This window comes from Pseudomonas rustica (assembly GCF_049959085.1).
In the GTDB taxonomy this organism is placed as follows: Bacteria; Pseudomonadota; Gammaproteobacteria; order Pseudomonadales; family Pseudomonadaceae; genus Aquipseudomonas; species Aquipseudomonas rustica.
In genome coordinates, this window is record NZ_CP188200.1 from 3,986,078 (window position 1) to 4,011,247 (window position 25,170).

Consider the following 25,170-nt stretch of genomic DNA (forward strand, 5'->3'; position numbering starts at 1 on the left):
GCTTCGGAACGGAGCCTGTCGTAAGTCTGCAAGGACGCACAACTCGATGCAGTCTCGATAGCAGCGCTATCAAGGACTCTTCTCATGTCTCTGTTGAAACGTTCAGCTACGGAGTTGTTGGGTACGTTCTGGTTGGTGTTGGGTGGTTGCGGCAGTGCGGTGATCGCCGCGTCTTCGCCGTTGGGTATCGGCGTGCTGGGGGTGGCCCTGGCGTTTGGTCTGACGGTGCTGACCATGGCGTTCGCCATCGGCCACATCAGCGGATGTCACCTCAACCCGGCCGTGTCGGTCGGTCTGGTCGTCGGCGGTCGATTCCCCGCCAAAGAGTTGCCTGCTTACATCATTGCCCAAGTGCTCGGCGCGATCCTCGCGGCGGCGCTGATCGCTCATATCGCCAGCGGCAAGGAAGGTTTCGATATTGCCTCCGGCCTCGCGTCCAACGGTTATGGCGAGCATTCTCCCGGCAAGTATTCGATGGCGGCAGGGTTTGTCACTGAGCTGGTGATGACCGCGATGTTCGTGATCATTATCCTCGGCGCGACCGACAGACGCGCGCCACCGGGACTGGCACCGATTGCGATTGGTCTGGGCCTGACGCTGATCCACCTCATCTCGATTCCGGTCACCAACACCTCGGTCAACCCGGCGCGCAGTACCGGGCCGGCGCTGATGGTGGGCGGCTGGGCGATTGCGCAGTTGTGGATGTTCTGGGTCGCGCCGCTGATAGGCGCAGTGGTCGGCGGCGGGATCTACCGCTGGCTGGGCAAAGAAGAAACCTGAGCCCAACACAAAACCCGTGTAGGAGCTGCCGAAGGCTGCGATCTTTTGATCTTGGTTTTTAAAAGGCCAGATCAAAAGATCGCAGCCTTCGGCAGCTCCTACATGGGTTCTAGGTTTGGCGGTAGGGCAAGGCTGTTCGGGCTTCTTCGGCGTACGCGAGGACGCCGGCGCGCTCTTGCTCGAGGAAATCTTTGACCGCCGCTTTCAGCCCCGGATGACGCAAGTAATGCCAAGAATGCGTGATCACCGGCTCAAACCCGCGAATCAATTTGTGCTCCCCCTGAGCACCCGCATCAAACCGCTGAAAGCCATTGGCAATCGCATACTCCATGCCCTGATAAAAACACGTTTCGAAATGCAGCCGATCAAACTCCGCCAGGCAGCCCCAATAACGTCCGTAGAAACTGTCGCCACCGACCAGACTGAAGGCCATCGCCACCGGCCGTGAACCTTGTTTAGCCAGCACCACACGAATCGCTTCGGGCATGCGCTCAGCCAGCAAACTGAAAAACTCCCGCGTCAGATAAGGCGCTTGTCGGCGCACCGCATAGGTATTGGCGTAGCAGGCATAGACGAAATCCCACTGCACCTCATCCAGCTCACGTCCTTCCAGCCATTCAAACTCAAAACCCTGCCCTGCCACTTGCTCGCGCTCTTTGCGCATCTGCTTGCGCTTGCGCGAGGCGAGCACGTCGAGGAAGTCTTGAAAGTCGCGATAACCCCGATTTTGCCAGTGATACTGACAGCCGATGCGCTGCAACCAGCCCGGCTGTTCGGCCATCGCTGCATCGGTAAACGGGTCAGTGAAATTGATGTGCGCGCTGGAAAGCTCTTCGATTTCTAGATACCCCGGCAGGCTTTTCAGCAGTTCGAAACCGTCTTCGACATTCGCCGCCAACAAGCGCGGGCCACTGACCGGGCTGAACGGCACGGCGATCAACAATTTGGGGTAATAGTCGATGCCGGCGCGGGCACAGGCGTCGGCCCAGCCATGATCAAACACGTACTCGCCGTAGGAATGCCACTTGCGGAAAGTGGGCAACGCGGCGATCAGTCGATCATCTTCGATGTGCAGCAAATGCTCCGGCAACCAACCGGTGTGCGGGCCAACGCTGCCGCTGTCTTCCAGCGCACTGAGAAAGGCATGCCGCAGAAACGGCTGATTCTCGGGCACCAGTGCGTCCCAACTCGCCGGGGCGATTTCTGACAGGTTTTGCAGGCGTTGCAACGGCATCAACGGGCTCTCCACATCGGGGCTTCAAAGCCCGGCGAGTATCGCTTATCGACGTGCTTTGCACACGCTCCTTCGGCCGACACCGCTCTAAATCAATCGTTCCGGCCAAACACCCATCGTCATCATCCTGCCATCACTGTGCCACTGCACTGTCATAAACCATCGCGATACTGGCGCCTGTTTTTAGAGCGTCGGGTTATAGCCCGGCCACTGTTTTCCGACCTTCAACCGTCGGTTGTGTCCAGGATGGTTCAGCCATCCCCTTTCATCTTCGGAGATTGCTATGCGTCTTGCTTCCACGAAAACTGCGGCAGCCCTGTGTGGCGGCCTGTTGCTGGCCATGAGTGTTCCGGCCAGCGCCGCAGTCGACGCCAAACTGCTCGACATGCTTAAAGCCAACGGCTCGATTTCCCAGGCGCAGTACATCGAACTGCAAACCGAACTAGCCAAGGATCAGAAGGCTCAGCAAATCGCGCAGCAGGCGCAGCAAGAGACCAATGAACAAGTCGCGGCTGTCGCGAAGAAGACCAACGAACAAAGCGCTTTCGATCAGAAACTGGCGTGGGCAGCGAAGACACAATTCAAGGGCGACGTGCGCATCCGTCAGGAGACCGTCAAGATCGACGGCGAATCCAACAACGGCGGTCGCGACAAGGATCGCCAGCGTATCCGTGCCCGCCTCGGCGCCTACACCGAGATCAACCCGCAAGTCGACACCGGCATCCGCATCGCCACTGGCGGCGGCGATGACGCTCGTTCGACCAACCAGGATCTGGACAACTATTTCGACAAGAAGCAGATCTGGCTCGACCTGGGCTACATCGATTACCACCCCGATCAGATCAAGAACCTGCACGTGATCGGCGGCAAGATGCTGCAACCGTGGGTGAGCATGGGCGACGTGATCTGGGATGGCGACATCAACCCGGAAGGTCTGGCCGTTACTTACAAATACCCACTGGGCAGCACCGCCGAACTGTTCGGCAGCCTGGGCAACTACACCCTCAAGGACAACGTCGATGGCGAAGGCGTGCAGTTCCGTCACGACCTGCGTCTGACCGCCGGCCAGTTGGGTAGCCGTCTGGCGATCACCGACAACCTGAAATTGACCGTCGGCGGCAGCGTTTACGCCTACCAGAACGACGAAGACAGCCGCTGCACCGGCACGTCGACACCGTGCGCGCTGTCGGTCAACGGCAACTCGGCGAACAACGAATTCCGTCTGTATGAAGGGTTCAGCCAACTCGACATCGGCGGTCTGGCTATGCCTCTGTCGTTCTACGGTCAGTACGTGAAAAACAACGACGCCGTGACCGACGCAGACACCGCCTGGCTGATCGGCGCCAAGTCGAAAGTCTTCGGTTTCAACCTCGATTACAACTACCGTGATGTGCAGCGCGACGCCGTGGTGGGGGCCTTCACCGACTCCGACTTCGCCAACGGCACCACCGGCTCGCGTGGCCACAAGTTCAAGGTCGGTTACGACATCGACAAGAACTTCGCCATCGGTGCCACGTACTTCCTGACCAAGGCCGACTTCGCCAGCCGTACTCAGCGTGACGCCGACACCAACACCCTGCAACTGGATGCCGAAGCCAAGTTCTAACCGCGTCAATTTAGCCCGGTGCGGGCGGGACGATCCCCATCATCCGTTCGTTTCACCCGCACTGCGCTACTCCCTTGTAGGAGCTGCCGAAGGCTGCGATCTTTTGATCTTGTTTATCAAGGTCAAAAGATCGCAGCCTTCGGCAGCTCCTACAGGTCTTTGCGGCGTTGTTCGGCGAGGCGTTCGGCCAAGGAATCAACGCCCTCCTCCGGTTTTTCCGGCATCGCCTTCAACGTGGCCTGCATCAAGCGCATCTGCCGAATAAAGCGGCGGCAATTGGGGCAGAACATCAGGTGATGACGCACCATCAGTTTCTCGCGGAAGCTCAACTGGCCATCGAGATAATCGCTGGAGCGCGCCACTTGTTCTTTACAGGTCAGCATTCGCCGGTCTCCTCAAAATGCTCCACCGTGGCGAAGACTTTCAGCCGCGCCCGATGCAGCAGCACACGGACATTGGAGAGCGAGATCTCCAGAAGATTACAGATCTCTTCCAGCTCCAGACCCTGCCGTTCGCGCAGCAGCAAAACACTGCTTTGCAGCTCCGACAGACTGAGCAACGTGTGCTCAAGACAGTCGCGCAATTCACCTTCGGTGAGCAGTGCTTCGGGGGTGTCCTGGTGCCAGGCGAACGGGGCGATCAGCCAATGGCCGTCACCGGGGGAAAAGCGGTCGTCGTCGATGCTGCCGTGGGGTGACGGCAAGTCATCCATCAGCACTTCGCGGCGATTTTGCTTGTAGCGGCTTTTGGCGGAATTGGCGGTGATGGTCAGCAGCCAGGTTTTCAGGCTGGAACGACCTTCGAAGGTGCCGATATGGCGAACCACGGAAAGCCAGGCGTCCTGCACCACTTCTTCGACGTGACGCTGGCCGACGATGGCATAGGCCACGGCGCGCATCGCGCTTTGATAGGTGCTGACCAGTTCCTTGAAAGCCTTCTGTTCACCGGCCAGCAGGCGTTCGAGCAGTTGGGTGTCGTCCGTTGCGGCCATGCATTACCTCTCTGAAAGCAAAAGATCGCAGCCTGCGGCAGCTCCTACGGGGATCAGTGCAGGAGCTGCCGCAGGCGGCGATCTTTAAGGCGCGATCAACGTTTACGCAGGATCACACTGCCGATTGAGTAACCGGCACCGAACGAGCTCAGCACGGCCAGCGAACCGGCGGCGAGATCGTCCTGATATTTGTGGAACGCGATGACCGAACCCGCCGAGCTGGTGTTGGCGTAGGTGTCGAGAATCACCGGAGCTTCTTCTTCGGTAGCTTCGCGACCGAGCAGTTTGCGCACGATCAGGTGGTTCATGCTCAGGTTGGCCTGGTGCAGCCAGAAGCGCTTCACGTCGCCAACGTTGAGTTGGTTCTCCTGCAGATGCTCACCGATCAACTCGGCAACCATCGGGCAGACATCCTTGAACACCTTGCGGCCTTCCTGCACGAACAGCTTGTCGCGGGCACCGACGCCCTCTTCTGCTGCGCGGTTGAGGAAGCCGAAGTTATTACGGATGTTATTGGAGAACTTGGTCAGCAGTTTGGTGCTGACCACGTCGAACTGGTGCTTGGAGGTGGCGGTGTCCGCACGTTCGATGATCACCGCAGTCGCGGCGTCGCCGAAGATGAAGTGGCTGTCGCGGTCACGGAAGTTCAGGTGACCGGTGCAGACTTCCGGGTTGACCATCAGGATCGCCCGGGCCTGGCCCAGTTGCACGCTGTTCGCGGCGGCCTGAATGCCGAAGGTCGCCGAGGAGCAAGCGACGTTCATGTCGAAACCGAAGCCTTGAATGCCCAGCGCTTCCTGAACTTCGATGGCGATGGCCGGATAGGCGCGTTGCAGGTTGGAGCAGGCGACGATCACGCCGTCGATGTCCGCGGCGGTTTTGCCGGCGCGTTGCAGGGCCTGTTCGGCTGCGCCGATGGCCATCTGGCAGAGCACCGACCATTCGTCGTTGGAACGCTCGGGCAGGCGCGGGGCCATGCGCTGCGGGTCAAGGATGCCGTCCTTGTCCATGACAAAGCGGCTCTTGATGCCCGAAGCTTTTTCGATGAAGGCTGCGCTGGATTCGGTCAGGGCCTGGACTTCGCCGTTGGCAATGGCCTCGGCGTTGTCGGCGTTGAACTGCGCGACGTAAGTATTGAAAGACTGCACCAGCTCTTCGTTGGAGATGCTGTTGGCCGGGGTGTACAGGCCGGTGCCGCTGATGACGACGTTATGCATGGTCGTTTCTCTAATCTGTTCAGGCAGAAAGTGCTGGAACCGTCGTACCAACACACAAAGGGTCTATTCCCATCCGGGGGACGCAAACCTGGCATCGTTTTATTCCGCCACGCGACACGGCCGAAGGCTCTGGGTCGCGAAACCGGCGTTTATGGTCGCGAAGTTTGCCATAAACGCAGGGATTTGGCGCCTTTCTCAAGATCAACACGAATGATCGTTCCCACGCTCCTGCGTGGGAATGCAGCCTGTGACGCTCCGCGTCACTGGACGCGGAGCGTCCCCAGAGGCGTTCCTACGCAGAGCGTGGGAACGATCAGCGGTGGGGGCTCAGGGTTCTACCTGGTTCCACTGTTTGCTCAGGCGTTTGTCGGAGATCGGGGTTTTCGTGCCCAACTGCTGGGCGAACAGGGAAACCCTGTATTCCTCCAGCCACCAGCGGTACAACTCAAGCTGCGGATCGCGTTTGCCTTCCTGCGCATGCTTGGCGGCGCGAGCCTGATATTGCGCCCAGAGACCGGCCAGTTCGCCGCTCCAGACGCGATCCTTCTGCACCTGCGCGCCAAGTTTCTCGAAACGCTGCTCTACCGCTTTCAGGTAACGCGGGATTTCTTTCAGCCACTGCATCGGCGTCTCGCGCACAAACCCCGGATACACCAGGTTACTAATCTGCTGCTTGATGTCGTTCAGTGCCACGGCCTGAGCAAGATCAATCTTGCCCTTGAAGCGTTTCTGCAAACCGTGCCACAGCTTGAGAATCTCCAGGGTCAACCGCGCCACACGTTCAGCGTGCTCCGTCCAACCGCCGCGCTTGCGCTCAGCCAGTGCTGCCAGACCGGCGCCGTCACGCGGCAACGGGTCTTCGCCTTCAAGAATGCAGCTGTCGAGGCTGGCCAGCAGAATGTCTTCGACCAGCGCATCGACCCGGCCCAAATCGCGATAGAGCAAGCCCAACTCAGTCTGCCCCGGCAACTTGCTGCGCAGAAACTTCGCCGGCTCGGCCAGTTGCTGCATCAACAAACGCTGCAACGCACGACGATGCTGGAATTCGGCTTCGGCCGGGGTCGAGAAACGCCCTTCCTTGACCGTACCGCCCTCTTCGACCAGCGCCGGATACACCGTCATCGACAACCCGGCGATCTTCTGTTGAGTCTTTTCTGCAACCGGTGCGAAGACTTTCGCCTCTACCGGTTGCTGACTTTTCGCACTCTGCGGCACCGCTAACGCGGCCTGACTGGCCTCGGCAAAACGCGCGGTCAGCTCGGCCAGATCACGTCCTTCACCAAGGAATTTGCCTTGGCCGTCGACGATTTCCAGATTCATCCGCAGATGCCCTTCGACGCCTTGCTCAGCCTCCGCCCACGCGTCATCGCTGACCCGCGCGCCGGTCATGCGCAACAGCTCACGGCCCAGCGCTTGCGGCAACGAACCCTCGGCAAAGGTCATGCGTTGCAACGCAGCCTTGATGAAGTCCGGCACTGGCACGAAGTTCTTGCGCAAGGCTTTCGGCAGGTTACGCACGAGAGCGATGCACTTGGCCTCGATCAGCCCCGGCACCAGCCACTCCAGACGCTCCGGCGGCAGCATCGGCAACAGCGGCGCCGGCACACGCAAAGTCACGCCGTCGCGCGGGTGATTGGGTTCGAAGTGATAGGTCAGCGCCAGTTCCAGATCGCCGATGTGCAGCGTGTCCGGGTAATGCAGCGCGGTGACTTCACTGGCCTCACGGGCCAGCACGTCTTCTTCGCGCATGATCAACAGCTGCGGATCTTTCTGGCTATTGATGCGATACCAACTGTCGAAGGTCGCGGTCTGGTGAATCTCCGCTGGCAGGCGTGCGTCGTAGAAGGCGTAGAGGGTTTCTTCGTCAGCAAGAATGTCGCGGCGACGGGCCTTCGCTTCGAGTTCGTCGAGTTGTTCCAGCAGTTGTTTGTTCGCGGTCAGGCACTTGGCTTTCGACTGAATCTCGCCGCGCACCAGACCTTCGCGGATAAACAGCTCGCGGGAAACCACTGGATCCACCGGGCCGTAATGCACGGGGCGGCGCCCGACCACGATCAATCCAAACAGGGTGATTTGTTCGAACGCGACGACCTGGCCGCGCTTCTTTTCCCAATGCGGTTCGAAGTGGTTTTTCTTGATCAAGTGCCCGGCCAGCGGTTCGATCCAGTCGGCGTCGATCTTGGCGACCATGCGCGCGTATAGCTTGGTGGTTTCCACCAGTTCGGCGGTCATCAGCCATTGCGGGCGCTTCTTGCCGATGCCCGACGAGGGGTGAATCCAGAAGCGCCGCTGACGCGCGCCGAGGTAATCGCCGTCCTCGGTTTTCTGACCGATCTGGCTGAGCAAACCGACCAGCACGGCTTTGTGCAGCTTCGGATAATCCGCCGGCTCTTTGTTCAGGCTCAACTGCATGTCGCGGCAGATCAAGCTCAACTGGCGATGGGAATCACGCCACTCGCGCAGACGCAGGTAGTTGAGGAAATTCTTCCGGCACCAGTTGCGCAGCGGACTCGCGGTCAGGGCCTGGCGCTGCTCTTCAAATCCACGCCAAAGATTCACCAATCCGGCGAAATCCGAGTCGATGTCTTTCCACTGCGCGTGGGCTTGATCTGCCGCTTGCTGACGCTCCGGCGGACGCTCGCGTGGGTCTTGAATCGACATCGCACTGGCGACGATCAGCACTTCCTGCAAGCTGCCCAGTTTCGCCGCTTCAAGCAGCATGCGACCCATGCGCGGGTCGACCGGCAGGCGCGCCAATTGTCGACCCAACGGCGTTAGCTGACTGTTGCGATCAACTGCCGAGAGTTCTTGCAGCAGGTTGAAACCGTCGCTGATCGCCTTGCCGTCCGGCGGCTCGATAAACGGGAACGCGGTGATTTCGCCGAGGCGCAGATGCAGCATCTGCAAAATGACCGCGGCGAGGTTGGTGCGCAGAATCTCAGGATCGGTAAATTCCGGACGCCCGAGGAAATCTTCTTCGCTGTACAAACGAATGCAGATACCCGGCTCGACCCGGCCGCAACGACCTTTTCGCTGATTGGCGCTGGCCTGAGAAATCGCCTCGATCGGCAAGCGCTGCACCTTGGCGCGGTAGCTGTAACGGCTGATGCGCGCGGTGCCGCTGTCGATCACGTAACGGATGCCCGGTACGGTCAGCGAAGTCTCGGCGACGTTGGTCGCCAGCACCACGCGACGGCCCGGGTGCGACTGGAAAATCCGCTGCTGCTCGGCCGGCGACAGGCGCGCGTACAGCGGCAGAATTTCAGTGTGTTTGAGTTGGGCTTTGCGCAGCATGTCGGCAGCGTCACGAATCTCACGCTCGCCAGGCAAGAACACCAGCACATCGCCGGGACTGCGGCGTTCGCTGCGTTCGTAAGCGGCGATTTCATCGAGGGTGGCGAGGATCGCCTGATCCACCGTCAGGTCATCCTCGACACGGTTGCCCTCTTCGTCCTGCTCGAGCGTCAGCGGGCGATACCAGGTGTCGACCGGGAAGGTACGGCCGGAGACTTCAACAATCGGCGCGTCGTCGAAGTGCCTGGAGAAGCGCTCCAGATCGATGGTCGCCGAGGTGATGATGACTTTCAGATCCGGGCGGCGCGGCAGCAGGGTTTTCAGGTAACCGAGCAGGAAGTCGATGTTGAGGCTGCGCTCGTGGGCTTCGTCGACGATGATCGTGTCGTAGCGTTCAAGGTAACGATCGTTCTGGGTTTCCGCGAGCAGAATGCCGTCGGTCATCAGCTTGATCAGGGTGTTGGAATCGCTCTGATCTTCGAAACGCACCTGATAGCCGACCAGCGACCCGAGCGGCGTGCCGAGTTCTTCGGCAACCCGACTGGCCACACTGCGGGCAGCGATTCGACGCGGCTGGGTGTGGCCGATCAAGCCGTGCTGACCGCGACCGATCTCCAGACAGATTTTCGGTAATTGCGTGGTTTTACCCGAACCGGTTTCGCCGGCGATGATCAGCACCTGATGCTTTTCCAGCGCTTTCTTGATCTCGTCGCGCTTGGCGGCGATCGGCAAACTGTCGTCGTAACGAATCACCGGCAGGCTGGCCTTGCGCGCCAGCACCTGATCACAGGACGCCTGCATGCGCGTCACCCACTGGGCCAGTTTGGCCTCATCAGGTTTCTTGCGCAGCTCAAGCAACTGCCGCCGCAGCCGGTGACGGTCGGCGAGCATGGCGTGTTCGAGGTTTTTCAGCAGTTTGTCGATGGAGGGCGATTCGTCGGTCATCGGGTACGCAATTCGGTCGTCTATTTGTGCAGGGGGCCGATTGTCGCAGATTTGCCTTCGATTGGCCTGCTTCCCCTGTAGGAGCTGCCGAAGGCTGCGATCTTTTGATCTTGTTTTTTTAAAAGCAAAATCAAAAGATCGCAGCCTTCGGCAGCTCCTACAGAGGAGTTATTCGTTGTCCAGGCCTTTGCGGCGGTACGGGAAGACGTCGATGATTTTGCCGGCGCGAATCGCCTCCTGCAGGCTCTTCCAGTAATCCGCGTTATACAACTCGCCATGCAACTGATCGAACAACTTGCGTTGCCCCGAATCAGCGAACAAAAACGGCGGAAATTCTTCCGGAAACACATCCAGCGGCCCGATCGAATACCACGGTTCAGAGGCCATTTCGTCCTCCGGCGTGCGCGGCGCAGGAATGTGACGGAAGTTGGCTTCGGTCAGGAAACAGATCTCGTCATAGTCATAAAACACCACACGCCCGTGACGGGTAACGCCAAAGTTCTTCAGCAGCATGTCGCCGGGAAAGATGTTCGCCGCCGCCAGTTGTTTGATCGCCAGTCCGTAATCCTCCAGCGCCTCACGCACTTGGGCGTCGTTGGCGTTTTCCAGATAGAGGTTGAGCGGGGTCATTCGCCGCTCTGTCCAGCAGTGGCGGATCAGTACGGTGTCGCCCTCAACCGATACCGTCGACGCTGCCACTTCGAGCAATTCCTCAAGACACGCCGGATCAAACTTGGTCAGCGGAAAACGGAAATCAGCGAATTCCTGGGTATCGGCCATACGCCCTACCCGGTCGACGCTTTTCACCAGTCGGTACTTCTCGATCACCGTCGCGCGGTCGACGTTTTTCGAGGGCGAAAAGCGGTCTTTGATGATTTTGAAAACGGTGTTGAAGCCCGGCAGGGTGAACACGCTCATGACCATGCCACGCACGCCCGGTGCCATGATGAATTGATCGTCGGTATTGGCCAGGTGATTGATCAGCGCCCGGTAAAACTCGGATTTGCCGTGTTTGTAAAAGCCGATCGAGGTGTACAGCTCAGCGATGTGTTTGCCGGGCAAAATGCGCCGCAGGAAGCCAATAAACTCCGCCGGCACCGGCACATCGACCATGAAGTACGAGCGGGTGAAGGAGAAGATGATCGACACGTCGGCTTCGTCAGTGATCAACGCATCGATCTGAATCCCGCGCCCTTCGCGGTGCAGCAGCGGAATCACCAGCGGCCATTGTTCGTCGCGGGTGTAGATGCGCCCGACCAGGTACGCACCTTTGTTGCGGTACAGCACCGAGGAAAACAGCTCGACGCTAAGCTCCGGATCCTTGCACACCCAGTCCGGCAGATTCTCACGCAGTTGCGCTTCGAGGCGCTGCAAGTCACCTGGTAAATCGGCGTAATCCTCGCTGAAACGGTAATCGGCAAAAATGCTCGCGAGCATCCCCGATAACTGCCCTTGCGGTTTATAGGTACGGGTTTGCGCGGCGCGGGCACGGCGCAGGCTCGGGCGCGTGGTGTGAATGAACATGCAGCCATCGCTGATCAGGTCATGGCTGAACAGCCCGCAGAAAATCGAGTTGTACCAGGTCTCGGACAGTTCATCGTCGAAGCGCAGGTCGATAACACTGATGTAGGCGCTTTTCACCAGCGGCCAGCAGCTGACGTTCATCAGCGTTCCGTCGTCGAAATGTTCGCGCAAGCGGGCGATGGTCTCGCCGACCTTTTCCTCGTAGAGGTTGATCCGCGCCGCCGACGCCGTTTGCGTCTCCTGCCAGCGTGCTTGCTCGAAACGCTCGCGCGCGCCGTCAGTGATCCGCCGGAAATGCTCGCGGTAATCGTCAAAGCCATCGAGGATCATGCGGGCGATGTCGGTGGCTGGCCATTGCTGCGGCATAAATGAGACCTCGGCGTACGTTTGGAAATCTGTGCCTGAGCTTAGCCACGGTTGCGGGCACAGGTGAAGTGCAATTTCGGCCAAATGCCGTTCCGGTTGTTACCGCGTGTGGTTTTCTGTGTGTAAGCGGCGGCTGCGGGAAATTAAATGTCCGATTAGCGGTTGCCATGATCCGGGGCCTCGGCAACACTCTCGTCCCGATCAAGGAAGGAGCCCCGCCGTGAGCCCTGTCGATATTTTCCGTATGTTGTCGCTGGCAGCCATCTGGGGCGCGAGTTTCCTGTTCATGCGCGTGATTGCGCCCGTGATCGGGACGATCCCGACCGCGTTTTTTCGCGTATCGATCGCTGCCGTCGGTCTGCTGGTGATCCTCGGTTTGATGCGCATCAGCTGGGATTTCAAAGGCAAACTGAAAACCGTGATGCTGCTCGGCGTGATCAACTCGGGGATTCCGGCGACGCTGTATTCGGTTGCCGCGCAAGTGCTGCCGGCCGGTTACTCGGCGATTTTCAACGCCACCACGCCGTTGATGGGCGTGTTGATTGGCGGATTGTTCTTCAGTGAAAGATTGACCGTCGCCAAATTGAGCGGCGTCTTCCTCGGACTGTTCGGGGTTGGCGTGCTGACGCGCGCAGGGCCGGTGGCATTCGATCTGCAATTGTTGATGGGCGCCGTCGCCTGCCTGCTGGCGACCACCTGTTATGGCTTCGCCGGGTTTCTTGCGCGGCGCTGGCTGGATCAGGCTGGCGGACTGGACAGTCGCTTATCGGCACTGGGCAGCATGCTCGGCGCGACATTGTTCCTGCTGCCGCTGTTTGGCTACAGCGTGGCAACCCAACCACCCGTGAGTTGGGGCGGCTGGCATGTCTGGCTGTCGCTGCTCGGTCTGGGTCTGGGCTGCACGGCGTTTGCGTACATCATTTATTTCCGCCTGCTTAGCTCGATCGGCCCGGTGAAATCGATGACCGTGACCTTCATGATTCCGCCGTTTGGCGTGTTGTGGGGGGCGTTGCTGCTGGATGAGCCGCTGTCGATGGCGCACATTTATGGCGGCGTGCTGATTGCGGCGGCGTTGTGGCTGGTGCTGAAGCCTGCGGTGGTAAAGCCGGCGGAGGTACCGGCCCGGTAGATTTGTGCTGGTGCAGAAAAGGCTATCGCGAGCAGGCTCACTCCTACTATTGGAATGCATCCCCCTGTAGGAGTGAGCCTGCTCGCGATTGGCGGCCGAACAGCCGCCACCTGACTCTCTGTTACCCCGTTTTACGAAACACAAACGCCAACCCAACAATGATCAGCAGCATCCCCAGCACACTCAACGCCGCCAGCCGATTACCGAAAATCAGGTAATCCATCACCGCCGTCACCGCCGGCACCAGATAAAACAGGCTGGTGACGTTCACCAGATTGCCCTGCGCAATCAGCCGATACAGCAACAGCGTCGCCAGCACCGACACCACCAACCCCATCCACAACACCGGCAGGAAAAACCCTGCGCTGTGTTCAAAATGAAACGGCTGGAACGGCACAAAAATCCCGCAGAGCAACAGCCCGGCAAGGTACTGCACCGGTAGCGTGCCGAGGGGATTGTCGGTGATGCGCTTCTGCATGATCGAACCGAGCGTCATGCTCGCGAGCGCCAGCAACCCGAAGAGCATTCCCGCCCAGGACATGCCGGCCAGACCGATACCCTGATAGACCACCATGATCAGCCCGGCCAGCCCCAGCGCCAGGCCGAACAAGCGGCTCGCTGAGCGCTGTCGTTCCATCAGCACCACCGTAAGAATCGGTTGCACGCCCATGATCGTGGCCATCACGCCGGGTGTGACTTTGGTGTTCAGGGCCAGCAGATAGAAAATCTGATAAGCCCCCAGCAACACCACGCCCGTGGCAATCGCATACAGCATCGGCTTGCCGCCCTTGGGCAACTTCAACTTGAGCAACGGCGCCAGCAGTACCAGCCCGCACAAGGCAATCGCAAAACGTATCAGCAGAAAGGCAAAGGGGGACGCGTGCGCCAGCCCCCATTTGGAGAAGATCGCCCCGCTGCTCCACAGCAGAACGAACAGGCTCGTGGACGCCGCCGCGAGCGCGGATTTTTTCGAAAGGACAAACATGAATACCACCTGTAGTCAGGCAAATAGCCAACTCAGCCGAGGCTGAAATTCAGTAGGTTTTTTCAGGCGGGCACGGGGGGCAGCAAAAACGCTGATCAGCCCGAAACGCCAACGCCCGGCGGTGATACGACTGCGCACACCGGCGTGCTACTGACAGGTGGGGGGTAATGACTGATCTGCCTTGGCTGCTGATTCCCGCACGGCACGACGCCAGCGTTGACCGCTGAATCGACTACCGCGTTGATGAGGGATGCAGGCATTGGGGCTGATCTTTTTGAATGGATACGTAAGTCGGTTGGCTCACGTGGGGCTGAATATAACCAGCGTAGGACATGGATTGCAATGACTTGGGCGAATGGCCGCTAGCGACAGGTGGATTGGAGACGCATAGGCTGGTTTGCAATGGCAGTACCCATCCATGGAGGACAAGGAATGCCCGGAATCATATGCCAAGGGAACGGACGTATTTGCGCTACCAAGTGTACAAATCACAGGCGAGGAAACAAGCCGGTATTACTTTCGCAAAACTTCAGGAGGATCTACTGCAGCAAGGGATAGTGGATGTCGATCACTCCAGAGTTCGTTTCGAAGCAATCGACGCTCCAGCGCTTGTAGCTTATGAGGAATGGTTCGATCCTCATTTCTCGTGGCGGGAAGTGGTCAGGTGGAAAGCCAAAGAACCGCTGAGTTTCGATTTGGCCATCTGGTTTGATCAAGAATTGTGCGGTCTATGCTTTGCGAACCCTAATCAAAGTCGATTACGAGTAAAAATTGTCCGCCTGGAAGGCAAGCCTGGCAATGATCACCCTCTCAAAAGCCGAGTAGCGACGTTTGCTTTGACCGCTGTTAGTCACTTCGCGCGAATCATTGGCAGCACGCAAATCGAGATTCAAGAGCCCCTTCCTGGAGTCATCTCTCTTTACCGACAATTGGGTTTCGAGTTCGATTCAGAAGGTAGGCTTGTGAAGGCAATTGACTAAGGCTAGTATCGAATAACTGTTCATTTAATGATCAACACCGGAGGCACCATGAAGGTAGCCGTCGAAAAAAAGACCCCAAACGCCAGATCGATAAAAGCCGATAGAAAACGTTCTTTCGGCGAGTTGCCAGAGAGTGAGTTGCGCCGAATTAGAGAGGCATTGGCACATCCAGCCGTTGAAGAGCCCGGTGGCATCCTCGCTGGCGCCTCGTTCACTTTCCCCTCATAAAAAAACCGCTCCCAAAGAGCGGTTTTTTTCATTTCAATGTCCAGCCTCAGCCAAACAACCAATACCCCAACAACGTCAACACCACCACCGCCAATACCGGTCGTGCCACGCGGTAGGCCTTGGGATTACGGCGCTTCCACTGTTTCACAACGCCGCTGAATTTGTCGCTGAAGTTCTTGCTCCACGCGTAAGCCTGGTTGATCCCGCCCACGCGCTCGTCGTCAAGATTCTGCGGCGCAGTGGCGCGGCCGAGCCAGGCGCTGATCGAACGGTTAATGCGAGTCATGAAGCGGTTTTTCAGCGGACGTTCGACGTCGCAGAACAGAATGACGCGGGTTTGCTCGGTTTCGTTTTTAACCCAGTGCACGTAGGTCTCATCGAACATCACGTCTTCACCGTCGCGCCAGGCGTAAACCTGACCGTCGACGAAGATCCGGCAATCGTCAGAGTTAGGCGTCGACAAGCCGAGGTGATAACGCAGAGAGCCGGCAAACGGATCGCGGTGCGGGTTGAGGTGACTACCGCCCGGCAGCAACGCAAACATCGCGCCTTTTACATTCGGAATCGCACTGACCAGCGCCACGGTTTTCGGGCACAGGGTTTCGGCTGAAGGCAGCGGTTTGTCGTACCACTTGAGGTAGAAACGCTTCCAGCCTTTCTTAAAGAACGAACCGAAACCGGCATCGTTGTTCTTCTCGGCGGCGCGAATATAGCCCTCGTCGAACAGGTGCATCGCTTCGTCGCGAATGGTTTCCCAGTTGTCGCGCAACACGTCCAGCTCTGGAAACTTGCTGCGATCCAGATAAGGCTTCGACGGCACGCCAGAGAACATGTACATCAAGGCGTTGTACGGAGCGAACAGCGCCGAATGGTTGACGAACTGACGCAGTACCGGCAAACGCGCCTTGCCGCGCAAATGCACATAGAGCGTGCTGCCGAGAAACAGCAACAGCACAAACGCCTTGGCGGCAAACGAAACGGTCATCCACAACTCCTTGATAAAAAACGACGCTGCGATGCCATTTACCCGGCATGGCAGCCGGCCATGATAAACACTACCGGCGTCGGGAAAAACCCGTGCATTCCAAGATTCAGTGTTAAGCAATGCGCAATAAAGCGCTTATTAACATAACGATCCTGAACCTTGGCTGACCTGAATCAATCCAGATTACTGCTGATTCTCCTGCTCGGTGAACAGGTCGCTGAACAACATGCTCGACAGATAACGCTCGCCCGAGTCCGGCAGGATCACGACGATGGTCTTGCCCTGCATTTCCGGGGTCTCCGCCAGACGCACGGCAACCGCCATCGCTGCACCGCAGGAGATCCCGCACAAGATTCCTTCTTCCTGCATCAAACGCAGGGCCATGGCTTTCGATTCTTCGTCAGTCACCAACTCAACCCGATCTACCATCGACAGATCGAGGTTTTTCGGCACAAAACCGGCGCCGATCCCCTGAATCTTGTGCGGGCTCGGCTTCATCTCTTCACCGGCCAGCGCTTGCGTGATCACCGGTGAGGACACCGGCTCCACGGCCACGGAGAGAATCGGTTTGCCCTGGGTATTCTTGATATACCGCGAAACACCGGTGATGGTTCCGCCGGTTCCGACGCCGGCCACCAATACGTCGACAGCACCGTCGGTGTCGTTCCAGATTTCCGGGCCGGTGGTTTTTTCATGAATGGCCGGGTTGGCCGGGTTATCGAACTGCGCAGGCATGAAGTATTTGTCGGCATCACTGGCCACGATTTCAGCGGCTTTTTCGATCGCGCCTTTCATGCCCTTGGCCGGTTCGGTCAACACCAGTTCAGCACCCAATGCTTTGAGCACCTTACGGCGCTCGATGCTCATCGAGGCCGGCATGGTCAGCATCAATTTGTAACCGCGAGCGGCGGCGACGAAGGCCAGGCCTATGCCAGTGTTGCCCGACGTCGGCTCGACGATGGTCATGCCGGGCTTGAGTTTGCCGCTGCTTTCGGCGTCCCAGATCATGTTGGCGCCGATCCGGCATTTCACCGAATAACCGGGGTTGCGCCCCTCGATCTTGGCCAGAATGGTCACGCCACGCGGCGCAATACGGTTGATCTGCACCAGCGGCGTGTTGCCGATGGAATGGGCATTGTCAGCAAAAATACGGCTCATGGCTGGGTCCTTATGCAGCATTGAATTCAGCGCTCCAAGGTATGCCTGTTGCCCATCACAGTCCAGTCGAGGCGAACGTCTGCAACACGCAGTAGTCAATCGCTTTACATCGTTCGGGAATTGTCACCATGAAACGTCGTTACAGTTGGCCGCTATGGACTTTTGCGGGAATCGTCGTGCTGCTGATCGCGCTGCACATCGCCCTGCCCTACGTGGTGCGCGATTACCTGAACGACAAACTGGCCAACATGGGCGATTACCGTGGTCAGATCACCGATGTTGACCTGGCGTGGTGGCGCGGCGCCTACAAAATCAACGGTCTGAAGATTGTCAAAGTCGACGGCAAAGTGCCGGTGCCGTTCGTTAACGCACCGTTGATCGACCTTTCAGTCAGTTGGCACTCGCTGTGGTACGACCATGCCGTCGTCGCTCAAGTGAAGTTCTTCAAACCTGAAATCAACTTCGTCGACGGTGGCGCCAACAAACAGAATTCCCAAACCGGTCAAGGCACCGACTGGCGTGAGCAGTTGGGCAAGTTGTTGCCCATCACCCTCGACGAAGTGCAAATCAACGACGGTCGCATCAGTTTCCGCAACTTCAACTCCAAACCGCCGGTGAACATGAATGCCACTGACGTCAACGCGAGCATCTACAACCTGACCAACGTGGTCGATAAGGACGGTAAACGCGACGCCCGTTTCGAAGGCAAAGCCTTGCTACTCGGCCACGCACCGCTGGAAACCACCGCCACCTTCGATCCGTTGAGCAATTTTGAAGACTTCGAATTCCGTCTGCGCGCCAAAGACATCGAACTCAAAAGCATGAATGACTTCGCTTCGGCCTACGGCAAGTTCGACTTCAATGCAGGTCACGGGGATGTAGTGATTGAGGCCAAAGCCAAAAAGGCGCAAGTCAACGGCTACATCAAACCCCTGCTGCGCGACGTTGAAGTCTTCAACTGGCAGCAGGACGTGGAAAACAAGAACAAAAGCATCTTCCGTTCCGTCTGGGAAGCGCTGGTCGGCGGCACGGAAACCGTGCTGAAGAATCAGGCAAAAAACCAGTTCGCGACCAAGGTTGAGCTGAGCGGCAATGTGCATCAGCAAAATATCAGCGCGCTTGAAGCGTTTTTGCAGATTTTGCGTAATGGCTTTGTTCAGGCATTCAATGCGCGGTATGAACGGCCTAAGCCGGATGCGGGTTAGGATTTACGGGCGAAATGCATCCCGATAAAAGGTATCTGCGCCGATCTGGATATCTGCGGCCAACCATTCAACAGTCCAGCCATTATCTGCCAGACGAGCAGTTGCAAAGACTATCGGATCGAGTAATGGGGCGAGTCCTGGATATGTTTGGATATCGCAACTCAAATCGACTGTTACTTGCCGGCTATCGCAAAAGGTCAGTGCGAGTCGGCGGTCTGTAAGCGCTACGGCAGCGGACAAGCGTGGTCTTTTTATGCTCGACATGTATTAAAAGCCTCCGAGTGAACGGGATGGGGCTGCTTCGCAGCCCAGCGGGAGCAAGCTCCCTCGCCACAGAAAGCCCTTTTGCCGCAAGTCATGCGGTGTGTTCAGAGGCTATCGCCGAATCAACCGGGTAAAAATACTGGCCATGGGCCGAGACTGAGTCAACATGTGACGCCCCATTCAGAGACTGAATAAGCCGTCTGCGTTCACAGTCGACCGGCCTGCGCGTTATAGTCGGGCATCCGATTATTTCGCCCCCGCCCTGCCCGTCAGGTCGGCGTTACCGTTCGAGGATTAGCAGATGAAGTTCGAAGGCACCCAGGCCTACGTCGCCACCGATGACCTGAAGCTGGCGGTCAACGCCGCCATCACCCTGGAGCGGCCGCTGCTGGTCAAGGGCGAGCCGGGCACCGGCAAGACCATGCTCGCCGAGCAACTGGCCGAATCGTTTAATGCCAAGCTGATCACCTGGCACATCAAATCCACCACCAAGGCCCATCAGGGCTTGTACGAGTACGATGCGGTCAGCCGTCTGCGCGACTCGCAGCTGGGCACTGAAAAAGTCCACGACGTGCGCAACTACCTGAAGAAAGGCAAGCTCTGGGAGGCTTTCGAGTCCGAAGAGCGGGTCATTCTGCTGATCGACGAGATCGACAAGGCCGACATCGAGTTCCCCAACGACCTGCTGCAAGAACTCGACAAGATGGAGTTCTACGTTTACGAGATCGACGAGACCATCAAGGCCAAGAAGCGCCCGATCATCATCATTACCTCGAACAACGAGAAAGAGCTGCCGGACGCTTTCCTGCGCCGCTGCTTCTTCCACTACATCGCTTTCCCGGATCGCCCGACCCTGCAGAAAATCGTCGACGTGCACTACCCGGACATCAAGAAGGATCTGGTCAGCGAAGCGCTGGACGTGTTCTTCGATGTGCGCAAAGTGCCAGGCCTGAAGAAGAAGCCGTCAACCTCGGAACTGGTCGACTGGCTGAAACTGCTGATGGCCGACAATATTGGCGAAGCGGTGCTGCGCGAACGCGATCCGACCAAGGCGATTCCGCCGCTGGCCGGTGCTTTGGTGAAGAACGAGCAGGACGTGCAACTGCTTGAGCGTCTGGCGTTCATGAGCCGTCGCGGCACCCGCTAAGAGGCTGATGCCATGTTGCTCAACCTGTTCAATGAAATGCGTGCAGCCAAGGTGCCGGTGTCGGTGCGCGAGCTGCTCGACCTGATCAACGCGCTGAAACAGCGCGTGACCTTCGCCGACATGGACGAGTTCTATTACTTGTCGCGGGCGATTCTGGTGAAGGACGAACGCCATTTCGACAAGTTCGACCGTGCGTTCGGCGCCTACTTCAATGGCCTGGAAAAACTCGACGATCACCTGCAGGCGCTGATTCCCGAAGACTGGTTGCGCAAGGAATTCGAGCGCTCGCTGAGCGACGAGGAACGCGCGCAGATCCAGTCCCTTGGCGGCCTGGACAAGCTGATCGAAGAGTTCAAGAAGCGTCTGGAAGAACAGAAGGAGCGCCACGCCGGCGGCAACAAATGGATCGGCACCGGCGGCACCAGCCCGTTTGGCTCCGGCGGCTTCAACCCGGAAGGCATTCGGGTGGGCGATGCCGGCAAGCGTCAGGGCAAAGCGGTGAAAGTCTGGGATCAGCGCGAATACAAGAATCTCGACGACTCGGTGGAACTGGGCACGCGCAACATCAAGGTTGCCCTGCGTCGTCTGCGTAAATTCGCTCGCCAGGGCGCGGCGGAAGAACTCGATATCGACGGCACCATCGATCACACCGCACGCGACGCCGGATTGCTGAATATCCAGATGCGCCCGGAGCGGCGCAACACGGTGAAGCTGTTGTTGCTGTTCGACATCGGCGGTTCGATGGACGCGCACGTGAAGATCTGCGAGGAGTTGTTCTCGGCCTGTAAGACCGAGTTCAAGCATCTGGAGTACTTCTACTTCCACAACTTCGTTTACGAATCGGTGTGGAAGAACAACATGCGCCGCACTTCCGAGCGCACTTCAACCCAGGATCTGCTGCACAAGTACGGCGCTGACTATAAGGTGATTTTCATTGGCGACGCGGCGATGGCGCCTTATGAAATCACCCAGGCCGGCGGCAGTGTCGAGCACTGGAACGAAGAGCCGGGTTATGTGTGGATGCAGCGGTTTATGGAGAAGTACAAGAAGCTCATCTGGATTAACCCGTATCCGAAAGATACGTGGGGGTATACCTCGTCGACCAATATCGTCAGGGATTTGATCGAGGATCAGATGTATCCGTTGACGTTGCGCGGTTTGGAAGAAGGGATGCGGTTCTTGTCCAAATGACGACCAGATCGTTCCCACGCTCTGCGTGGGAACGCATCCAGTGACGCTCTGCGTCACAGGGACGCGGAGCGTCCCGGGCGGCATTCCCACGCGGAGCGTGGGAACGATCAAATTCGCGTTCCCCTGTAGGAGCTGCCGCAGGCTGCGATCTTCTGATCTTCAGCCAAATCTCTGCAAATACTCGACATGCTCACGATGCGCGACATCTTGCACCACCGGCCGCAACCGCACCTGCGCCCCCGGCAAACACTGCGCCAACCGCGTCAAAGCCAACGGCGTCAATGCGCCCAACCGTGGATACCCGCCAATCGTCTGCCGATCATTGAGCAACACAATCGGCTGGCCATCCGGCGGCACCTGCACCGCGCCCAACGGAATCCCCTCGGAAATCATCGGCAGCCCCTGATACTCCAACGCCTTGCCCAGCAAGCGAATGCCCATTCGATCAGCGCGACTGTCCAGCGTCCACGCACTGTTAAACACATCAAACAGACTCTGCCCGCTGAACTGACCGATCTGTGCGCCGAGCACCAGATCCAGCGGTGCACTCGATTTCAGATCCGGCCGTAAATCCACAGGCACTTCGCGAACACACAGCGATTCCCCGTGGTAACTCAGTGTCGAACCCTTGGCCAATGGCAACCCCATGCCATCGAGCCCGCCGAGCTCTTCACGCACCACCGTCGCGCTGCTGCCCAACACCTTCGGCGCGTCGAAGCCGCCGGGTGCTGCCAGATAGGCCCGCGCGCCAAGCAACGGTTGCGTGAACTGCAATTTCTGCCCTTTGCCCAATTTGAAACTGCGCCACGGCGCCAACGGCTGACCATCAACCTGCGCGCCAAGATCCGCCCCGGCCAGCGCCAGCAAGCAATCCTCTTCGGCGATCAGCGCAAACCCGCCGAGGGTGATTTCGATCACCGGTACATCCAGCCCATTGCCCAGCAGCCAATTGGCCCAACTCATGGAATTCCAATCCGCCGCGCCGCCCTGAGTCACGCCCAGATGCCGCACACCAAATCGCCCGGCATCCTGCAACAGGCACAGCGGCGTACTCGCCTCAATCGTCAATCGGCTCATGCCTGCGCCTCCAGTGGCGTGTCGTCGCCGCCCAGATTGATGAACTCGGCATGGCTCACGGCTTCGAAACGCACGGTGTCGCCGGGTTGCATCAGGCTGTAGCCCTCGCGATGACGGTCAAACAGTTTCGCCGGCGTACGACCGATCAAATTCCAGCCACCGGGCGAGACCACGGGATAGGCAGCGGTTTGCCGCTCAGCGATACCGACGCTGCCGGCGGCAACTTTCTTGCGCGGCGTGTTCAAACGTGGCGCCGCGAGGATTTCTTCGACCAAACCCATAAAGGCAAAACCCGGCGCGAAGCCGAGAGCGAACACCTGATATTCGCGGCCGCTGTGGCAACGGATCACCTCCTCCACTGCCAGCCCACTGCGCTCAGCCAGCAAGCTCAACTCCGGCCCGACGCTCAAGTCATACCAGACCGGCAGCACATGACATTGACCGGCGGATCGTGAATTCGGCGACAGATCAATCAGCGCCTCAGCGATCAATTCCCGCGCCTGATTCGGGCTCAAAACCGTCAAATCGTAATGCACCATCAACGTCGTGTACGACGGCACCAGATCGATCAACTGCGCGCCAAACACCGTACGCAAGCGCTCACTGGCGGCGAGCATCCATGGCATGTTGGCCTCAGCGATTTCATCGAACAGACGCAGCATCAGGCAATCCAGTGCCACCACTTCAATCCTTGGGTTCATTGCGCGTCCTGCTGATTCAAGGCCTCGCGAATACCCTGCACGGCGACCACCGAACTGGCGTTGTCGCCGTGTACGCAGAGGGTATTGGCATGCAGACGCAAGGCGCTGCCGTCGCTGGCAGTGAGGTTGTCGCCACGGGCAATGGTCAGCGCTTGCTCGATGATTTTTTCAGGGTCGTGATGCACCGCACCCGGCAGTTGTCGCGAAACCAGTTTGCCGGCGCTGTCATAGGCGCGGTCGGCGAACGCTTCGAACCACAACGTCACGCCATACTCATCACCCATTTGCTGCGCGGCCGAGTTGTCGCGAGTGGCCATCAACATCAGCGGCAGGCTGCTGTCGTAAGCGGCCACGGCCTGAATCACCGCACGCAATTGCGCCGGGTTGGTCATCATGTCGTTGTACATCGCGCCGTGCGGTTTGACGTAACTGACTCTCCCGCCCTGCGCCTTGCAAATGCCGTCGAGGGCGCCTATCTGGTAATGCAGGATGTCTTGCAGCTCTTGCGCCGAATACGCCATGGAACGGCGGCCGAAACCGACCAGATCCTGATAAGCCGGATGCGCGCCGATTTTCACCCCGTGGCTCAACGCCAGGCTGACGGTTTTACGCATGATGCTCGGGTCGCCGGCATGGAAACCGCAGGCGATGTTGGCGCAATCGATGAAGGGCATGACCTCGGCGTCCAGACCCATGGTCCAGCTGCCGAAGCTCTCGCCAATGTCGCAATTCAATAGCAGGCGGCTCACGGTGAACACTCCTGTAGGGGCTTGTCTTTTTATCGGTAGGACTGTGCTTCGCAGGTTATCAGTTACTGCGCGTCCAGTTGCTTGCCACGGGTTTCCGGCAGGCTCAATGCCGCGATGATCACCACGCCGTAAGACACCGCCGCGAAAGCACCAATGCCGACACTCAATGGCACGGTCTGGCTAAGCAAACCGATCAGCAGCGGAAACAATGCCGCCAGCGCCCGCCCGATGTTGTAGCAAAAACCCTGCCCCGAACCGCGAATCCGTGTTGGAAACAACTCAGTGAGAAACGCGCCCATGCCGCTGAAAATCCCTGAGGCGAAAAAGCCCAGCGGAAAGCCCAGCCACAGCATCACGCCGTTGCTCACCGGCAATTGCGTATAGAGCAAAACGATGGTGAACGAGCCGACCGCGAACAGAATGAAATTCTTTTTGCGGCCGAGCAGATCGGTCAGATAGGCGCTGATCACGTAACCAACGTAAGAACCGACAATCACCATCGCCAGATAACCGCCAGTACCGAGTACGCTCAAACCGCGCTCGTTCTTGAGGAAGGTCGGCAACCACGAAGTGATCGCGTAATAGCCGCCCAAAGCACCGGTAGTCAGCAGCGAAGCGCGGAACGTGGTGAAGAGCATGCCCGGCGCGAAGATCTCGTAAAATTTCGATTGATTCTCCGGCGTTTGTTGGGCCTTGGCCTCGCGATAAATCTCCGGATCCTTGACCAGACGACGGACGAAAATCACGAAAATCGCCGGCACGATGCCGAGGATGAACAGCGCGCGCCAGGCGTCTTCCGGTGGCAACACCGAAAACAGCAGCGCATACAGAATCGCCGTCAGCCCCCAGCCCAGCGCCCACCCGGATTGCACCATGCCCACCGCTTTGCCGCGATCCTTGGCGCGGATCACCTCACCGATCAGCACCGCGCCGGCCGTCCATTCGCCGCCGAAACCGAAGCCCATCAAGGTGCGGGCGATCAACAGTTGTTCGTAGTTTTGCGCGAAGCCGCAGAGGAAGGTGAAGAAGGCGAACCACAGCACCGTCAATTGCAGGGTGCGCACGCGGCCGATGCGGTCGGAGAGAATCCCGGCGACCCAACCGCCAATCGCTGAAGCAATCAGCGTGCTGGTATGAATCAGCCCGGCCTCGCCGGTGGTGATGCCCCACATCGCAATCAGCGTCGGCACGACGAAGCTGAGCATCTGCGTGTCCATGCCGTCCAGACCGTAGCCGATCTTGCAGCTCCAGAAAGTGCGGCGCTCCTGCTGGTTGATGTTGCGATACCAGTCGAACGGCCCCGGACGCGCCGGTGCCGGGGATGCTTCTAGGGTGTCGGGAGCACTCATGGCTTATCTCCACAGGTTTTTTATTGGTCTTGTTCGTAGCCCCGACGACGCCTATCGTGGGAACC

At 58.6% G+C, this 25,170-nt stretch carries 22 protein-coding genes; 7 read left to right on the plus strand and 15 right to left on the minus strand.

Annotation, left to right across the window (positions count from 1 at the left end):
• The first annotated feature begins 84 nt into the window (after window positions 1-84).
• Window positions 85-780: an aquaporin Z gene (gene aqpZ, locus ACP3TY_RS18000; RefSeq protein WP_053118157.1), complete on the plus strand. Its 696-nt coding sequence runs from the start codon at window positions 85-87 to the stop codon at window positions 778-780.
• Between the two features lie 109 nt (window positions 781-889).
• Here the strand turns inward: aqpZ and ACP3TY_RS18005 are convergent, their stop codons facing one another.
• Window positions 890-2,014 carry a GNAT family N-acetyltransferase gene (locus ACP3TY_RS18005; protein WP_426618119.1) on the minus strand — a complete coding sequence of 375 codons (1,125 nt, stop codon included), beginning with the start codon at window positions 2,012-2,014 and terminating at the stop codon, window positions 890-892.
• A 283-nt stretch (window positions 2,015-2,297) separates the two neighbouring features.
• Between ACP3TY_RS18005 and ACP3TY_RS18010 the strand changes: the two genes are divergently transcribed.
• Window positions 2,298-3,620 carry a putative porin gene (locus ACP3TY_RS18010; RefSeq protein ID WP_053118153.1) on the plus strand — a complete coding sequence of 441 codons (1,323 nt, stop codon included), beginning with the start codon at window positions 2,298-2,300 and terminating at the stop codon, window positions 3,618-3,620.
• A gap of 149 nt (window positions 3,621-3,769) precedes the next feature.
• Here the strand turns inward: ACP3TY_RS18010 and ACP3TY_RS18015 are convergent, their stop codons facing one another.
• The 5 genes from ACP3TY_RS18015 to aceK form a co-directional block, all read right to left on the minus strand.
• Window positions 3,770-4,003, minus strand: a complete 234-nt coding sequence (locus tag ACP3TY_RS18015) for an anti-sigma factor family protein (RefSeq protein WP_053118152.1) — start codon at window positions 4,001-4,003, stop codon at window positions 3,770-3,772.
• Complete coding sequence (locus tag ACP3TY_RS18020; RefSeq protein ID WP_053118150.1) at window positions 3,997-4,611, minus strand: RNA polymerase sigma factor; 615 nt, start codon at window positions 4,609-4,611, stop codon at window positions 3,997-3,999. The genes ACP3TY_RS18015 and ACP3TY_RS18020 overlap by 7 nt, the downstream gene beginning before the upstream one ends.
• Window positions 4,612-4,706: 95 nt before the next feature.
• Window positions 4,707-5,828 carry a beta-ketoacyl-ACP synthase III gene (locus ACP3TY_RS18025; RefSeq protein ID WP_053118148.1) on the minus strand — a complete coding sequence of 374 codons (1,122 nt, stop codon included), beginning with the start codon at window positions 5,826-5,828 and terminating at the stop codon, window positions 4,707-4,709.
• A 327-nt stretch (window positions 5,829-6,155) separates the two neighbouring features.
• Window positions 6,156-10,067 carry an ATP-dependent RNA helicase HrpA gene (gene hrpA, locus ACP3TY_RS18030; protein WP_426618120.1) on the minus strand — a complete coding sequence of 1,304 codons (3,912 nt, stop codon included), beginning with the start codon at window positions 10,065-10,067 and terminating at the stop codon, window positions 6,156-6,158.
• A 168-nt stretch (window positions 10,068-10,235) separates the two neighbouring features.
• Entirely contained in the window at window positions 10,236-11,957 is a 1,722-nt protein-coding gene (gene aceK / locus ACP3TY_RS18035) for a bifunctional isocitrate dehydrogenase kinase/phosphatase (RefSeq protein WP_426618121.1), read from the minus strand.
• 220 nt (window positions 11,958-12,177) lie between these two features.
• On the opposite strand from aceK, the gene ACP3TY_RS18040 reads away from it, so the two are divergent.
• Window positions 12,178-13,086: a DMT family transporter gene (locus ACP3TY_RS18040; protein WP_053118142.1), complete on the plus strand. Its 909-nt coding sequence runs from the start codon at window positions 12,178-12,180 to the stop codon at window positions 13,084-13,086.
• A gap of 121 nt (window positions 13,087-13,207) precedes the next feature.
• Here the strand turns inward: ACP3TY_RS18040 and ACP3TY_RS18045 are convergent, their stop codons facing one another.
• Window positions 13,208-14,071 carry a DMT family transporter gene (locus ACP3TY_RS18045; RefSeq protein ID WP_426618122.1) on the minus strand — a complete coding sequence of 288 codons (864 nt, stop codon included), beginning with the start codon at window positions 14,069-14,071 and terminating at the stop codon, window positions 13,208-13,210.
• Window positions 14,072-14,517: 446 nt separating this feature from the next.
• On the opposite strand from ACP3TY_RS18045, the gene ACP3TY_RS18050 reads away from it, so the two are divergent.
• Window positions 14,518-15,051 carry a hypothetical protein gene (locus tag ACP3TY_RS18050; RefSeq protein ID WP_426618123.1) on the plus strand — a complete coding sequence of 178 codons (534 nt, stop codon included), beginning with the start codon at window positions 14,518-14,520 and terminating at the stop codon, window positions 15,049-15,051.
• A gap of 20 nt (window positions 15,052-15,071) precedes the next feature.
• Here ACP3TY_RS18050 and ACP3TY_RS18055 read toward each other — a convergent pair whose 3' ends face one another.
• The 3 genes from ACP3TY_RS18055 to cysK form a co-directional block, all read right to left on the minus strand.
• The gene (locus tag ACP3TY_RS18055) at window positions 15,072-15,311 is read right to left on the minus strand and encodes a hypothetical protein (RefSeq protein WP_401241239.1); all 240 of its coding nucleotides are present in this window, start codon (window positions 15,309-15,311) and stop codon (window positions 15,072-15,074) included.
• A gap of 14 nt (window positions 15,312-15,325) precedes the next feature.
• The gene (locus tag ACP3TY_RS18060) at window positions 15,326-16,264 is read right to left on the minus strand and encodes an aspartyl/asparaginyl beta-hydroxylase domain-containing protein (protein ID WP_212545186.1); all 939 of its coding nucleotides are present in this window, start codon (window positions 16,262-16,264) and stop codon (window positions 15,326-15,328) included.
• Window positions 16,265-16,447: 183 nt separating this feature from the next.
• A complete protein-coding gene (cysK, locus tag ACP3TY_RS18065; protein ID WP_426618124.1) occupies window positions 16,448-17,422 on the minus strand; it encodes a cysteine synthase A in 975 nt (324 codons plus the stop codon).
• Window positions 17,423-17,550: 128 nt separating this feature from the next.
• Here cysK and ACP3TY_RS18070 point away from each other — a divergent pair, with 128 nt between their 5' ends.
• Window positions 17,551-18,627, plus strand: a complete 1,077-nt coding sequence (locus ACP3TY_RS18070) for a DUF748 domain-containing protein (protein ID WP_426618125.1) — start codon at window positions 17,551-17,553, stop codon at window positions 18,625-18,627.
• Window positions 18,628-18,630: 3 nt separating this feature from the next.
• Here ACP3TY_RS18070 and ACP3TY_RS18075 read toward each other — a convergent pair whose 3' ends face one another.
• The gene (locus tag ACP3TY_RS18075) at window positions 18,631-18,891 is read right to left on the minus strand and encodes a DUF2442 domain-containing protein (RefSeq protein WP_172680085.1); all 261 of its coding nucleotides are present in this window, start codon (window positions 18,889-18,891) and stop codon (window positions 18,631-18,633) included.
• Window positions 18,892-19,192: 301 nt separating this feature from the next.
• On the opposite strand from ACP3TY_RS18075, the gene ACP3TY_RS18080 reads away from it, so the two are divergent.
• Together ACP3TY_RS18080 and ACP3TY_RS18085 are read left to right on the plus strand one after the other, a co-directional pair.
• Window positions 19,193-20,038, plus strand: a complete 846-nt coding sequence (locus ACP3TY_RS18080) for an AAA family ATPase (RefSeq protein ID WP_038358424.1) — start codon at window positions 19,193-19,195, stop codon at window positions 20,036-20,038.
• 12 nt (window positions 20,039-20,050) lie between these two features.
• Window positions 20,051-21,229: a vWA domain-containing protein gene (locus tag ACP3TY_RS18085; RefSeq protein WP_008085921.1), complete on the plus strand. Its 1,179-nt coding sequence runs from the start codon at window positions 20,051-20,053 to the stop codon at window positions 21,227-21,229.
• A gap of 159 nt (window positions 21,230-21,388) precedes the next feature.
• On the opposite strand, the gene ACP3TY_RS18090 is transcribed toward ACP3TY_RS18085, so the two are convergent.
• The 4 genes from ACP3TY_RS18090 to ACP3TY_RS18105 form a co-directional block, all read right to left on the minus strand.
• Window positions 21,389-22,306, minus strand: a complete 918-nt coding sequence (locus ACP3TY_RS18090; RefSeq protein WP_426618126.1) for a biotin-dependent carboxyltransferase family protein — start codon at window positions 22,304-22,306, stop codon at window positions 21,389-21,391.
• Window positions 22,303-23,007 (minus strand): 5-oxoprolinase subunit PxpB, encoded by a 705-nt coding sequence (gene pxpB / locus ACP3TY_RS18095; protein ID WP_426618127.1) that lies wholly within the window; start codon window positions 23,005-23,007, stop codon window positions 22,303-22,305. Before pxpB ends, ACP3TY_RS18090 begins: the two co-directional genes overlap by 4 nt.
• Window positions 23,004-23,756, minus strand: a complete 753-nt coding sequence (locus tag ACP3TY_RS18100; RefSeq protein ID WP_426618128.1) for a 5-oxoprolinase subunit PxpA — start codon at window positions 23,754-23,756, stop codon at window positions 23,004-23,006. The genes pxpB and ACP3TY_RS18100 overlap by 4 nt, the downstream gene beginning before the upstream one ends.
• A 62-nt stretch (window positions 23,757-23,818) precedes the next feature.
• A complete protein-coding gene (locus ACP3TY_RS18105) occupies window positions 23,819-25,105 on the minus strand; it encodes an MFS transporter (protein ID WP_426618129.1) in 1,287 nt (428 codons plus the stop codon).
• Window positions 25,106-25,170 lie beyond the last annotated feature (65 nt).

What these genes read in the sequence shown, in the direction of transcription:
- cysK (WP_426618124.1), bottom strand. Translation starts at nt 17,422, where the DNA reads ATGAGCCGTATTTTTGCTGACAATGCCCATTCCATCGGCAACACGCCG.
- ACP3TY_RS18090 (WP_426618126.1), bottom strand. Translation starts at nt 22,306, where the DNA reads ATGAGCCGATTGACGATTGAGGCGAGTACGCCGCTGTGCCTGTTGCAG.
- ACP3TY_RS18015 (WP_053118152.1), bottom strand. Translation starts at nt 4,003, where the DNA reads ATGCTGACCTGTAAAGAACAAGTGGCGCGCTCCAGCGATTATCTCGAT.
- ACP3TY_RS18105 (WP_426618129.1), bottom strand. Translation starts at nt 25,105, where the DNA reads ATGAGTGCTCCCGACACCCTAGAAGCATCCCCGGCACCGGCGCGTCCG.
- ACP3TY_RS18075 (WP_172680085.1), bottom strand. Translation starts at nt 18,891, where the DNA reads ATGTCGAGCATAAAAAGACCACGCTTGTCCGCTGCCGTAGCGCTTACA.
- ACP3TY_RS18080 (WP_038358424.1), top strand. Translation starts at nt 19,193, where the DNA reads ATGAAGTTCGAAGGCACCCAGGCCTACGTCGCCACCGATGACCTGAAG.
- hrpA (WP_426618120.1), bottom strand. Translation starts at nt 10,067, where the DNA reads ATGACCGACGAATCGCCCTCCATCGACAAACTGCTGAAAAACCTCGAA.
- ACP3TY_RS18055 (WP_401241239.1), bottom strand. Translation starts at nt 15,311, where the DNA reads ATGAAAAAAACCGCTCTTTGGGAGCGGTTTTTTTATGAGGGGAAAGTG.
- aqpZ (WP_053118157.1), top strand. Translation starts at nt 85, where the DNA reads ATGTCTCTGTTGAAACGTTCAGCTACGGAGTTGTTGGGTACGTTCTGG.
- ACP3TY_RS18025 (WP_053118148.1), bottom strand. Translation starts at nt 5,828, where the DNA reads ATGCATAACGTCGTCATCAGCGGCACCGGCCTGTACACCCCGGCCAAC.
- pxpB (WP_426618127.1), bottom strand. Translation starts at nt 23,007, where the DNA reads ATGAACCCAAGGATTGAAGTGGTGGCACTGGATTGCCTGATGCTGCGT.
- ACP3TY_RS18060 (WP_212545186.1), bottom strand. Translation starts at nt 16,264, where the DNA reads ATGACCGTTTCGTTTGCCGCCAAGGCGTTTGTGCTGTTGCTGTTTCTC.
- ACP3TY_RS18005 (WP_426618119.1), bottom strand. Translation starts at nt 2,014, where the DNA reads ATGCCGTTGCAACGCCTGCAAAACCTGTCAGAAATCGCCCCGGCGAGT.
- ACP3TY_RS18010 (WP_053118153.1), top strand. Translation starts at nt 2,298, where the DNA reads ATGCGTCTTGCTTCCACGAAAACTGCGGCAGCCCTGTGTGGCGGCCTG.
- ACP3TY_RS18045 (WP_426618122.1), bottom strand. Translation starts at nt 14,071, where the DNA reads ATGTTTGTCCTTTCGAAAAAATCCGCGCTCGCGGCGGCGTCCACGAGC.
- ACP3TY_RS18050 (WP_426618123.1), top strand. Translation starts at nt 14,518, where the DNA reads ATGCCAAGGGAACGGACGTATTTGCGCTACCAAGTGTACAAATCACAG.
- ACP3TY_RS18020 (WP_053118150.1), bottom strand. Translation starts at nt 4,611, where the DNA reads ATGGCCGCAACGGACGACACCCAACTGCTCGAACGCCTGCTGGCCGGT.
- aceK (WP_426618121.1), bottom strand. Translation starts at nt 11,957, where the DNA reads ATGCCGCAGCAATGGCCAGCCACCGACATCGCCCGCATGATCCTCGAT.
- ACP3TY_RS18085 (WP_008085921.1), top strand. Translation starts at nt 20,051, where the DNA reads ATGTTGCTCAACCTGTTCAATGAAATGCGTGCAGCCAAGGTGCCGGTG.
- ACP3TY_RS18070 (WP_426618125.1), top strand. Translation starts at nt 17,551, where the DNA reads ATGAAACGTCGTTACAGTTGGCCGCTATGGACTTTTGCGGGAATCGTC.